This is a genomic window from Salmonella sp. 5800 (genome assembly GCF_046558195.1).
GTDB lineage: Bacteria > Pseudomonadota > Gammaproteobacteria > Enterobacterales > Enterobacteriaceae > Salmonella > Salmonella enterica.
The window spans coordinates 16,311-28,372 of sequence record NZ_JBGDOX010000008.1 but is presented as its reverse complement, the minus strand read 5'-3'; the positions used below and the strand labels follow the sequence as shown (position 1 = coordinate 28,372).

At 53.4% G+C, this 12,062-nt stretch carries 9 protein-coding genes; all 9 read left to right on the top strand.

Going from position 1 to position 12,062, the window contains the following annotated elements:
- The first annotated feature begins 3 nt into the window (after positions 1 to 3).
- The 9 genes from rseP to dnaE all read left to right on the top strand — a co-directional run bounded on the left by rseP (position 4) and on the right by dnaE (position 12,057).
- The gene (gene rseP, locus ACLJZ5_RS15470) at positions 4 to 1,356 is read left to right on the top strand and encodes a sigma E protease regulator RseP (protein ID WP_024798247.1); all 1,353 of its coding nucleotides are present in this window, start codon (positions 4 to 6) and stop codon (positions 1,354 to 1,356) included.
- Between the two features lie 31 nt (positions 1,357 to 1,387).
- On the top strand, positions 1,388 to 3,820 hold the full coding sequence (bamA, locus tag ACLJZ5_RS15465) for an outer membrane protein assembly factor BamA (RefSeq protein ID WP_001240936.1): 2,433 nt from the start codon (positions 1,388 to 1,390) through the stop codon (positions 3,818 to 3,820).
- A gap of 122 nt (positions 3,821 to 3,942) precedes the next feature.
- Complete coding sequence (gene skp, locus ACLJZ5_RS15460; RefSeq protein WP_000758966.1) at positions 3,943 to 4,428, top strand: molecular chaperone Skp; 486 nt, start codon at positions 3,943 to 3,945, stop codon at positions 4,426 to 4,428.
- A 3-nt stretch (positions 4,429 to 4,431) separates the two neighbouring features.
- Positions 4,432 to 5,457, top strand: a complete 1,026-nt coding sequence (gene lpxD / locus ACLJZ5_RS15455) for a UDP-3-O-(3-hydroxymyristoyl)glucosamine N-acyltransferase (protein ID WP_001139266.1) — start codon at positions 4,432 to 4,434, stop codon at positions 5,455 to 5,457.
- A 105-nt stretch (positions 5,458 to 5,562) separates the two neighbouring features.
- A complete protein-coding gene (gene fabZ / locus ACLJZ5_RS15450; protein WP_000210741.1) occupies positions 5,563 to 6,018 on the top strand; it encodes a 3-hydroxyacyl-ACP dehydratase FabZ in 456 nt (151 codons plus the stop codon).
- A gap of 3 nt (positions 6,019 to 6,021) precedes the next feature.
- Positions 6,022 to 6,810, top strand: coding sequence for an acyl-ACP--UDP-N-acetylglucosamine O-acyltransferase (gene lpxA / locus ACLJZ5_RS15445; protein ID WP_000565950.1), 789 nt, complete (start codon positions 6,022 to 6,024; stop codon positions 6,808 to 6,810).
- On the top strand, positions 6,810 to 7,958 hold the full coding sequence (gene lpxB / locus ACLJZ5_RS15440; protein WP_024798248.1) for a lipid-A-disaccharide synthase: 1,149 nt from the start codon (positions 6,810 to 6,812) through the stop codon (positions 7,956 to 7,958). The genes lpxA and lpxB overlap by 1 nt, the downstream gene beginning before the upstream one ends.
- Positions 7,955 to 8,551 carry a ribonuclease HII gene (rnhB, locus tag ACLJZ5_RS15435; protein ID WP_000569412.1) on the top strand — a complete coding sequence of 199 codons (597 nt, stop codon included), beginning with the start codon at positions 7,955 to 7,957 and terminating at the stop codon, positions 8,549 to 8,551. The genes lpxB and rnhB overlap by 4 nt, the downstream gene beginning before the upstream one ends.
- 23 nt (positions 8,552 to 8,574) lie before the next feature.
- Positions 8,575 to 12,057: a DNA polymerase III subunit alpha gene (gene dnaE / locus ACLJZ5_RS15430; protein WP_001294832.1), complete on the top strand. Its 3,483-nt coding sequence runs from the start codon at positions 8,575 to 8,577 to the stop codon at positions 12,055 to 12,057.
- The last annotated feature ends 5 nt before the right edge of the window (positions 12,058 to 12,062 follow it).

Genomic DNA, 12,062 nt, shown 5'->3' with positions numbered 1-12,062 from the left:
TTTATGCTGAGTATTCTCTGGAATCTGGCTGCATTCATCATCGCACTGGGCGTGCTGATCACTGTGCATGAATTTGGTCATTTCTGGGTTGCCCGGCGCTGCGGTGTGCGAGTTGAGCGCTTTTCCATCGGTTTTGGCAAAGCGCTCTGGCGTCGTACCGATCGGTACAGCACCGAGTATGTCATCGCCCTGATCCCGCTGGGCGGCTACGTCAAAATGCTGGATGAACGCGCCGAACCGGTAGCGCCGGAATTGCGTCGTCACGCCTTCAATAACAAAACGGTGGGCCAGCGCGCCGCAATTATTGCCGCAGGTCCGGTTGCGAACTTCATTTTTGCTATCTTTGCTTACTGGCTGGTCTTTATCATCGGCGTCCCTGGCGTTCGTCCGGTCATTGGCGAAATAACGCCCAACTCGATTGCTGCGCAGGCGCAAATTGCGCCTGGTACGGAACTTAAAGCCGTTGATGGTATCGAAACCCCTGATTGGGATGCCGTGCGTTTACAACTGGTGTCCAAAATTGGCGATCAGCAGACGACGGTGAGCGTCGCGCCGTTTGGCAGCGACCAGCGGCAGGACAAAACGCTTGATTTACGTCACTGGGCATTTGAGCCTGATAAGCAAGATCCTGTATCTTCTTTAGGGATTCGGCCCCGCGGGCCACAGATTGAACCGGTACTGTCAGAAGTGCAGGCGAATTCCGCAGCCAGTAAAGCGGGTTTGCAAGCGGGCGACAGGATCGTTAAAGTCGATGGTCAGCCGTTAACGCAGTGGATGAAATTCGTGACGTTTGTACGCGATAATCCCGGTAAGCCGTTAGCGTTAGAGATTGAAAGGCAGGGGAGCGCCTTGTCGTTGACGTTAACGCCGGATACGAAATCGGTTAACGGAAAGGCGGAAGGGTTTGCAGGCGTGGTGCCTAAAATTATTCCTCTGCCGGAAGAGTACAAGACTATACGCCAGTATGGGCCTTTTAGCGCCATCCTCGAAGCCACGGATAAGACGTGGCAGTTGATGAAGCTGACGGTCAGTATGCTGGGTAAATTGATAACCGGTGATGTGAAACTGAACAACCTCAGTGGGCCGATTTCTATCGCTCAGGGGGCTGGGATGTCAGCGGAGTTCGGGGTGATTTATTACCTGATGTTCCTTGCGCTAATCAGCGTGAACTTAGGGATAATTAACCTGTTTCCGCTGCCCGTTCTTGACGGGGGTCATCTGCTGTTCCTGGCGATTGAAAAGCTTAAGGGCGGGCCGGTATCCGAGCGGGTTCAAGACTTTAGTTATCGCATTGGCTCGATTTTGCTGGTGTTGTTAATGGGGCTTGCACTTTTCAATGATTTCTCTCGGTTGTAAGAGAGTTAGTTAGGAAGAACGCATAATAACGATGGCGATGAAAAAGTTGCTCATAGCGTCGCTGCTGTTCAGCAGCGCCACCGTATACGGTGCTGAAGGGTTCGTAGTGAAGGACATTCATTTCGAAGGCCTGCAGCGAGTCGCCGTTGGTGCGGCTCTCCTCAGTATGCCGGTGCGCACAGGCGACACGGTTAATGATGAAGATATCAGTAACACCATTCGCGCTCTGTTCGCCACCGGCAACTTTGAGGACGTCCGCGTCCTGCGCGATGGTAATACCCTTCTGGTTCAGGTAAAAGAACGTCCGACCATTGCCAGCATCACTTTCTCCGGGAACAAGTCGGTGAAAGATGACATGCTCAAGCAAAACCTCGAAGCGTCTGGCGTACGTGTTGGCGAGTCTCTGGATCGCACCACGCTGTCTGATATCGAAAAAGGTCTGGAAGACTTTTACTATAGCGTAGGTAAATACAGCGCCAGTGTTAAGGCGGTCGTCACGCCGCTGCCGCGCAACCGTGTTGATCTTAAACTGGTGTTCCAGGAGGGCGTATCGGCGAAGATCCAACAGATCAACATCGTCGGTAACCATGCCTTTAGCACCGAAGAACTCATTTCTCATTTCCAGTTGCGTGACGAAGTGCCGTGGTGGAACGTCGTCGGCGATCGTAAATACCAGAAACAGAAGCTGGCGGGCGACCTTGAAACCTTGCGCAGCTACTATCTGGATCGCGGCTACGCGCGTTTCAATATTGACTCCACGCAAGTGAGTCTGACGCCGGATAAGAAAGGGATCTACATCACCGTCAATATCACCGAAGGCGATCAGTACAAGCTTTCCGGGGTTCAGGTAAGCGGTAACCTGGCCGGACATTCCGCTGAAATTGAGAACCTGACGAAAATTGAACCGGGCGAGCTCTATAACGGCACCAAAGTGACCAAAATGGAAGATGACATCAAAAAGCTTCTGGGTCGCTATGGTTACGCCTATCCGCGCGTGCAGTCACAGCCTGAAATTAACGATGCTGACAAAACCGTAAAACTGCGCGTGAACGTCGATGCGGGCAACCGTTTCTACGTGCGTAAGATCCGCTTTGAAGGCAACGATACCTCAAAAGATTCCGTTCTGCGCCGTGAAATGCGCCAGATGGAAGGGGCGTGGCTGGGCAGCGACCTGGTTGACCAGGGTAAAGAGCGTCTGAACCGTCTCGGCTTCTTTGAAACCGTCGACACCGACACGCAGCGCGTTCCGGGTAGCCCGGATCAGGTTGATGTGGTGTACAAGGTGAAAGAGCGTAATACCGGTAGCTTCAACTTCGGTATCGGTTACGGTACAGAAAGCGGCGTGAGCTTCCAGGCCGGCGTTCAGCAGGACAACTGGTTAGGTACCGGTTATTCCGTGGGGATTAACGGCACCAAAAACGACTACCAGACCTACAGCGAACTGTCCGTTACTAACCCATACTTTACCGTTGACGGCGTGAGCCTCGGTGGTCGTATCTTCTATAACGACTTCCAGGCGGACGATGCGGATCTATCCGACTATACCAACAAGAGTTACGGTACGGATGTGACGCTTGGCTTCCCCATCAACGAGTACAACACGTTGCGTGCTGGTTTAGGGTATGTGCATAACTCCCTGTCCAATATGGAACCGCAGGTTGCAATGTGGCGTTATCTGGCATCAATGGGTCAGTATCCGAGTACTAATGATCAGGATAATAGTTTTAGCACTGATGACTTCACCTTTAACTACGGCTGGACCTACAACAAACTAGACCGTGGTTACTTCCCGACGGAAGGTACGCGTATCAACCTGACGGGTAAGGTGACGATTCCGGGATCGGATAACGAATACTATAAAGCGACGTTGGATACCGCGACCTATGTACCGATCGATAACGATCATAAGTGGGTCATTCTGGGCCGTACCCGCTTTGGTTATGGCGATGGTTTAGGCGGTAAAGAAATGCCGTTCTATGAGAACTTCTATGCCGGTGGTTCCAGTACCGTTCGTGGCTTCCAGTCCAATACCATTGGTCCTAAGGCGGTCTATTATCCCTATAACCCTAAAAATTACGATGCTGATGAAGACTACGATTGCGCGACGCAGGACGGCGCAAAAGATATGTGTAAGTCGGATGATGCGGTAGGGGGTAACGCGATGGCGGTCGCCAGCCTGGAATTTATCACGCCGACGCCGTTTATCAGCGAGAAATATGCTAATTCGGTCCGTACTTCTTTCTTCTGGGATATGGGGACCGTCTGGGATACTAACTGGGATTCCAGCCAGTATTCTGGTTATCCGGACTACAGCGATCCGAGCAACATCCGTATGTCCGCGGGTATCGCATTACAATGGATGTCCCCATTGGGGCCGTTGGTCTTCTCCTACGCCCAGCCGTTTAAAAAGTACGATGGAGACAAAGCCGAGCAGTTCCAGTTTAACATTGGTAAAACCTGGTAATTGTTCACTGCAAAGGAATGCATTGGTAGTGTAGCGATGACTTTTGGCGATGCCCCCAGGGATCGCCAGGCCACGCAAAGAGCTGTACCTTCGGGTGCAAATGGGATGGTAAGGAGTTTATTGTGAAAAAGTGGTTATTAGCTGCAGGTCTTGGTTTGGCGATGGTAACGTCCGCACAGGCTGCTGACAAAATTGCAATCGTCAACATGGGTAATCTGTTCCAACAGGTTGCGCAGAAGACGGGTGTATCCAATACACTGGAAAACGAATTTAAAGGCCGTGCGGCTGAACTGCAAAAAATGGAAACCGATCTGCAATCTAAAATGCAGCGTCTGCAATCCATGAAAGCAGGTAGCGATCGTACTAAGCTGGAAAAAGACGTGATGTCTCAGCGCCAGACTTTCGCGCAAAAAGCGCAGGCTTTTGAGAAAGATCGCGCTCGTCGTTCCAACGAAGAACGCAACAAACTGGTGACTCGTATCCAGACTGCAGTGAAAAAAGTGGCTAACGACCAGAGTATCGATCTGGTGGTAGACGCAAACACCGTTGCTTACAACAGCAGCGATGTGAAAGACATCACCGCTGACGTACTGAAACAGGTTAAATAAGTAATGCCTTCAATTCGACTGGCTGACTTAGCAGAACAGTTGGATGCAGAATTACACGGTGATGGCGATATCGTCATCACCGGCGTTGCGTCCATGCAATCTGCAACAACAGGCCACATTACGTTTATGGTAAATCCTAAGTACCGTGAACACTTAGGTTTATGCCAGGCTTCTGCGGTTGTCATGACGCAGGACGATCTTCCTTTTGCTAAGAGCGCGGCGCTGGTAGTTAAAAATCCCTACCTGACCTACGCGCGCATGGCGCAAATTTTAGATACTACGCCGCAGCCCGCGCAGAATATCGCGCCAAGCGCCGTGATTGATGCGACGGCAACGCTGGGTAGCAATGTTTCAGTCGGCGCGAATGCGGTGATTGAATCTGGCGTACAACTGGGCGATAACGTGGTTATCGGCGCAGGCTGTTTCGTCGGAAAAAATACCAAAATCGGGGCGGGTTCACGCTTGTGGGCGAACGTAACGATTTACCACGACATTCAGATCGGTGAGAATTGCCTGATCCAGTCCAGTACGGTGATCGGCGCGGACGGTTTTGGCTACGCCAACGATCGTGGCAACTGGGTGAAGATCCCACAACTGGGCCGGGTCATTATTGGCGATCGTGTCGAGATCGGCGCTTGTACCACCATTGACCGTGGCGCGTTGGATGATACTGTTATTGGCAATGGCGTGATTATTGATAATCAGTGCCAGATTGCACATAACGTCGTGATTGGCGACAATACGGCAGTTGCCGGTGGCGTCATTATGGCGGGTAGCCTGAAGATTGGCCGTTACTGCATGATTGGCGGCGCCAGCGTGATCAATGGGCATATGGAAATATGCGACAAAGTCACGGTAACTGGCATGGGTATGGTGATGCGTCCCATCACGGAACCGGGCGTCTACTCCTCAGGCATTCCGCTGCAACCCAACAAAGTATGGCGTAAAACTGCTGCACTGGTGATGAACATTGATGATATGAGCAAGCGTCTCAAAGCGATTGAGCGCAAGGTTAATCAACAAGACTAACGTTCCGCCTTGTAGTTGCCATTCTTTTCCGGCCTGTCACATTCATACGATTGCGGCAGGCCGTGTTATTATTGCCTTTTTGTATATTTGGACAGGAAGAGTATTTTGACTACTAACACTCATACTCTGCAGATTGAAGAGATTTTAGAGCTTCTGCCGCACCGTTTTCCGTTTTTACTGGTCGATCGCGTGCTGGACTTTGAAGAAGGTCGTTTTCTGCGTGCGGTGAAAAATGTCTCCGTCAACGAGCCGTTTTTCCAGGGGCATTTCCCGGGCAAACCGATTTTGCCAGGCGTGTTGATTCTGGAAGCGATGGCGCAGGCAACCGGTATTCTGGCGTTTAAAAGCGTTGGTAAACTGGAACCTGGCGAACTGTATTATTTCGCGGGTATTGATGAAGCGCGCTTTAAGCGTCCGGTGGTGCCAGGCGATCAGATGATCATGGAAGTCACTTTCGAGAAAACGCGCCGTGGCCTGACCCGCTTTAAAGGGGTTGCGCTGGTCGACGGTAAAGTTGTGTGCGAAGCAACCATGATGTGTGCTCGTAGCCGGGAGGCCTGATTCGTGATTGATAAATCCGCCTTTATTCATCCTACCGCCATTGTGGAAGACGGCGCTGTAATTGGCGCTAATGCCCACATTGGTCCCTTTTGTATTGTTGGGCCGCAGGTCGAAATTGGTGAGGGAACCGTACTGAAGTCTCATGTGGTCGTGAATGGTCAAACCAAAATCGGCCGCGACAACGAGATTTATCAGTTTGCCTCCATCGGTGAAGTGAACCAGGATCTGAAATATGCGGGTGAGCCGACCCGTGTGGAAATTGGCGATCGTAACCGCATCCGCGAAAGCGTCACCATTCATCGTGGTACAGTGCAGGGTGGTGGGTTGACGAAGGTGGGTAGCGATAACCTGCTGATGATCAATGCGCATGTTGCACATGATTGTACGGTAGGTAATCGCTGTATCCTCGCCAACAACGCCACGCTGGCGGGGCACGTATCAGTCGATGATTTTGCGATCATCGGCGGTATGACGGCAGTTCATCAATTCTGCATTATCGGTGCGCATGTGATGGTCGGCGGCTGCTCCGGCGTGGCGCAGGATGTCCCTCCGTATGTGATTGCGCAGGGTAACCATGCGACGCCGTTCGGGGTAAATATCGAAGGGCTGAAGCGTCGCGGCTTTAGCCGTGAAGGGCTGGTGGCGATTCGTAATGCCTACAAACTGTTGTACCGCAGTGGTAAAACGCTCGACGAAGCGAAGCTGGAAATCGCTGAACTTGCTGAAAAGCATCCGGAAGTGAAGGCGTTTACCGAGTTCTTTGAGCGTTCAACGCGCGGTCCGATTCGTTAATGGCGGCACAGCGTCCTTTAACGATTGCCCTGGTCGCCGGTGAAACGTCCGGCGATATTCTTGGCGCAGGCTTAATTCGTGCGCTGAAAGCGCGCGTACCCAACGCCCGCTTTGTGGGCGTTGCGGGGCCGCGTATGCAGGCCGAAGGGTGTGAAGCCTGGTACGAAATGGAAGAGCTGGCGGTCATGGGCATTGTTGAAGTGCTCGGTCGTTTACGCCGTTTGTTGCATATCCGCGCCGATCTGACCCGTCGTTTTACCGAACTCAAGCCCGATGTCTTTGTCGGGATTGATGCCCCTGATTTCAACATTACCCTCGAAGGTAATCTGAAAAAACAAGGGATTAAGACCATTCATTATGTCAGCCCGTCTGTTTGGGCCTGGCGACAGAAACGCGTTTTCAAAATAGGCAGATCCACCCATATGGTGTTGGCTTTTCTGCCTTTCGAAAAAGCGTTTTACGATAAATTTAACGTCCCGTGCCGCTTTATCGGTCACACCATGGCGGATGCCATGCCGCTGGACCCGGATAAAAATGCGGCGCGCGACGTGCTGGGTATCCCGCATGACGCCCATTGTCTGGCGCTACTGCCAGGCAGCCGTGGCGCGGAAGTGGAAATGCTCAGCGCCGACTTCCTGAAAACCGCACAATTGCTGCGACAGCGCTATCCCGATCTGGAAGTGGTAGTGCCGCTGGTGAACGCGAAACGCCGCGAGCAGTTTGAAAAAATTAAAGCGGAGGTTGCGCCGGATCTCGCCGTTCATTTGCTGGACGGCATGGCGCGCGAGGCGATGATCGCCAGCGACGCGGCTCTGCTGGCCTCGGGTACGGCGGCACTGGAGTGTATGCTGGCAAAATGTCCGATGGTCGTGGGATATCGTATGAAGCCCTTCACTTTCTGGCTGGCGAAACGTCTGGTGAAAACGGAGTATGTGTCTTTGCCTAACCTGCTGGCGGGAAGAGAATTAGTCAAAGAGCTGTTGCAGGAAGAGTGCGAACCGCAAAAACTCGCCGAAGCGCTGTTGCCGCTACTGGCGAACGGTAAAACCAGCCATGCGATGCACGACACCTTCCGTGAACTGCATCAGAAGATCCGCTGTAATGCCGATGAGCAGGCGGCAGATGCCGTCCTGGAGTTAGCACAATGATCGAATTTGTTTATCCACACACCCATTTAGTGGCGGGTGTGGATGAAGTGGGCCGTGGCCCGCTGGTGGGCGCCGTAGTGACCGCCGCCGTGATCCTCGATCCGGCTCGTCCGATCGTCGGTCTGAATGATTCCAAAAAATTGTCTGAAAAGCGTCGTCTGTCATTGTATGACGAGATTAAAGAAAAGGCGTTAAGCTGGAGTCTGGGACGCGCAGAAGCGCATGAAATTGATGAGCTGAATATTTTGCACGCCACAATGCTCGCTATGCAGCGCGCTGTCGCTGGTCTGCATATTGCGCCAGAATATGTGCTGATCGACGGCAATCGCTGTCCGGAACTGCCTGTGCCGTCAATGGCCGTGGTGAAAGGCGACAGCCGCGTGGCGGAGATTAGCGCGGCGTCTATTCTGGCGAAAGTCACCCGCGATGCAGAAATGGCGGCGCTGGATATCGTTTTTCCTCAGTATGGCTTTGCGCAGCACAAAGGCTATCCAACCGCTTTTCATCTGGAAAAGTTGGCACAGTATGGCGCGACGGCGCACCACCGACGCAGTTTTGCGCCTGTTAAACGCGCTCTGGGACTTGTGTCCTGATTCTTGTATCGAGAAATCTGAAGATGTCTGAACCACGTTTCGTTCACCTGCGGGTGCACAGCGACTACTCTATGATCGATGGGCTGGCGAAGACCGGGCCGCTGGTGAAAAAGGCGGCCTCATTAGGTATGCCTGCGCTGGCGATCACCGATTTTACCAACCTCTGCGGTCTGGTGAAGTTCTACGGAGCGGGTCATGGCGCGGGCATTAAACCCATCGTCGGGGCGGACTTTAACGTTCACAACGAACTGCTGGGAGATGAGCTGACTCATCTGACGGTACTGGCGGCGAATAATACGGGATACCAGAACCTGACGTTGCTGATCTCGAAAGCGTATCAGCGCGGCTACGGCGCGGCAGGCCCGATTATCGAGCGCGACTGGCTGGTAGAGCTTAAAGAAGGTTTGATCCTGCTTTCCGGCGGGCGCATGGGCGACGTAGGCCGCTGTCTGCTACGCGGCAACCAGGCGCTGGTGGAGGAGTGCGTTGCTTTCTATGAAGCGCATTTTCCCGATCGCTACTTCCTGGAACTGATCCGTACCGGCAGACAGGATGAAGAGACCTATCTTCATGCTGCGGTTGAACTGGCTGAGGCACGTGGTTTGCCGGTTGTCGCGACAAACGATGTCCGTTTTCTTGAAAGCGATGATTTTGACGCCCATGAAATTCGTGTCGCGATCCACGACGGTTTCACCCTTGACGATCCTAAGCGTCCGCGCAATTACTCGCCGCAGCAATATATGCGCAGCATCGATGAGATGTGCGAGCTGTTCGCCGATATTCCGGAGGCGCTGGAAAATACGGTGGAGATTGCCAAACGCTGCAACGTAACGGTGCGTCTGGGTGAATATTTCCTGCCGCAGTTCCCGACCGGCGATATGACCACCGAAGATTATCTGGTCAAAAAATCGAAAGAGGGGCTGGAAGAGCGTCTGGCTTTCCTGTTTCCGGACGAAGAAGAGCGCAAAAAGCGTCGCCCGGAATATGACGAGCGTCTGGATATTGAACTACAGGTTATCAACCAGATGGGGTTCCCTGGCTACTTCCTCATCGTGATGGAGTTTATCCAGTGGTCAAAAGATAACGGCGTGCCGGTAGGGCCGGGACGTGGTTCCGGGGCCGGTTCGCTGGTGGCCTACGCGCTGAAAATTACCGACCTTGATCCGCTGGAATTTGACCTGCTGTTCGAACGTTTCCTGAACCCGGAACGTGTCTCGATGCCTGACTTCGACGTTGACTTCTGTATGGAGAAACGCGACCAGGTTATTGAGCACGTCGCAGACATGTACGGGCGTGATGCGGTATCGCAAATTATCACCTTCGGTACGATGGCGGCGAAAGCCGTTATCCGCGATGTGGGCCGCGTGCTGGGGCATCCGTACGGTTTTGTCGATCGTATCTCGAAGCTGGTGCCGCCCGATCCGGGCATGACGCTGGCAAAAGCCTTTGAAGCGGAACCGCAACTGCCGGAAATTTACGAGGCGGACGAAGAGGTCAGAGCGCTGATCGATATGGCGCGTAAGCTTGAAGGTGTCACGCGTAACGCCGGTAAACACGCTGGTGGCGTGGTCATCGCGCCGACCAAAATTACCGACTTTGCGCCGCTGTACTGCGATGAAGAGGGCAAGCATCCGGTTACCCAGTTTGATAAAAGCGACGTGGAATATGCCGGACTGGTGAAGTTCGACTTCCTCGGTTTGCGTACGTTGACTATCATCAACTGGGCGCTGGAGATGATCAACAAGCGGCGCGAGAAAAACGGCGAGCCGCCGCTGGATATCGCCGCCATTCCGCTGGACGATAAAAAAAGCTTCGACATGCTGCAGCGCTCGGAAACCACGGCGGTCTTCCAGCTTGAATCGCGCGGTATGAAAGACCTGATCAAGCGTCTGCAGCCGGACTGCTTTGAAGATATGATCGCGCTGGTGGCCCTGTTCCGTCCCGGTCCGTTGCAGTCCGGGATGGTAGATAACTTTATCGACCGTAAGCACGGTCGTGAAGAACTCTCTTACCCGGACGTTCAGTGGCAGCATGAAAGCCTGAAGCCGGTACTGGAGCCGACCTACGGCATCATTCTGTATCAGGAACAGGTGATGCAGATTGCCCAGGTACTTTCCGGGTATACTCTCGGCGGCGCGGATATGCTGCGTCGTGCGATGGGTAAGAAAAAGCCGGAAGAGATGGCCAAACAGCGTTCCGTTTTTGAAGAGGGCGCGAAAAAGAACGGTATCGACGGCGAACTGGCGATGAAAATCTTTGACCTGGTGGAGAAATTCGCCGGTTACGGGTTTAACAAATCGCACTCCGCCGCTTATGCGCTGGTTTCTTATCAGACGCTATGGCTAAAGGCGCACTATCCGGCTGAATTTATGGCGGCGGTGATGACTGCCGATATGGACAACACCGAGAAGGTCGTCGGCCTGGTGGACGAGTGCTGGCGGATGGGACTAAAAATTCTGCCGCCGGATATTAACTCCGGATTGTACCATTTCCACGTTAACGATGAGGGCGAGATCGTCTACGGCATCGGCGCGATCAAAGGCGTCGGCGAAGGGCCGATCGAAGCGATCATCGACGCGCGTAATCAGGGCGGCTATTTCCGCGAACTGTTTGATCTGTGCGCGCGGACCGACACGAAAAAGCTCAACCGCCGGGTGCTGGAAAAGCTGATCATGTCCGGGGCGTTCGACCGCCTGGGGCCGCACCGCGCCGCGCTGATGAACTCATTGGGCGATGCGCTGAAAGCCGCCGACCAGCACGCCAAAGCGGAAGCTATCGGTCAGGCGGATATGTTCGGCGTACTGGCGGAAGAGCCGGAGCAAATCGAGCAATCCTATGCCAGCTGCCAGCCGTGGCCGGAGCAGGTGGTGTTAGATGGGGAACGTGAAACGTTGGGGCTGTACCTGACGGGCCACCCCATCAATCAGTATTTAAAAGAAATTGAGCGCTATGTCGGCGGGGTAAGGCTCAAAGACATGCATCCGACAGAACGTGGTAAAGTCACCACGGCTGCGGGGCTCGTGATTGCCGCAAGGGTTATGGTCACCAAGCGCGGCAATCGTATCGGCATCTGTACGCTGGATGACCGTTCCGGGCGTCTGGAAGTGATGTTATTTACCGACGCGCTGGATAAATACCAGCAGTTGCTGGAAAAAGACCGCATACTTATCGTCAGCGGACAGGTCAGCTTTGATGACTTCAGCGGGGGGCTTAAAATGACCGCCCGCGAAGTGATGGATATTGACGAAGCTCGCGAAAAATACGCTCGCGGGCTTGCTATCTCGCTGACGGACAGGCAAATTGATGACCAGCTTTTAAACCGACTCCGTCAGTCTCTGGAACCCCACCGCTCGGGGACCATTCCAGTACATCTCTACTATCAGAGGGCGGATGCGCGTGCGCGACTGCGTTTTGGCGCAACGTGGCGTGTCTCTCCGAGCGATCGTTTACTTAACGATCTGCGTGGCCTCATTGGTTCGGAGCAGGTGGAACTGGAGTTTGACTAATACAG

What these genes read in the sequence shown, in the direction of transcription:
- lpxD (WP_001139266.1), top strand. Translation starts at nt 4,432, where the DNA reads ATGCCTTCAATTCGACTGGCTGACTTAGCAGAACAGTTGGATGCAGAA.
- lpxB (WP_024798248.1), top strand. Translation starts at nt 6,810, where the DNA reads ATGGCGGCACAGCGTCCTTTAACGATTGCCCTGGTCGCCGGTGAAACG.
- bamA (WP_001240936.1), top strand. Translation starts at nt 1,388, where the DNA reads ATGGCGATGAAAAAGTTGCTCATAGCGTCGCTGCTGTTCAGCAGCGCC.
- rnhB (WP_000569412.1), top strand. Translation starts at nt 7,955, where the DNA reads ATGATCGAATTTGTTTATCCACACACCCATTTAGTGGCGGGTGTGGAT.
- rseP (WP_024798247.1), top strand. Translation starts at nt 4, where the DNA reads ATGCTGAGTATTCTCTGGAATCTGGCTGCATTCATCATCGCACTGGGC.
- dnaE (WP_001294832.1), top strand. Translation starts at nt 8,575, where the DNA reads ATGTCTGAACCACGTTTCGTTCACCTGCGGGTGCACAGCGACTACTCT.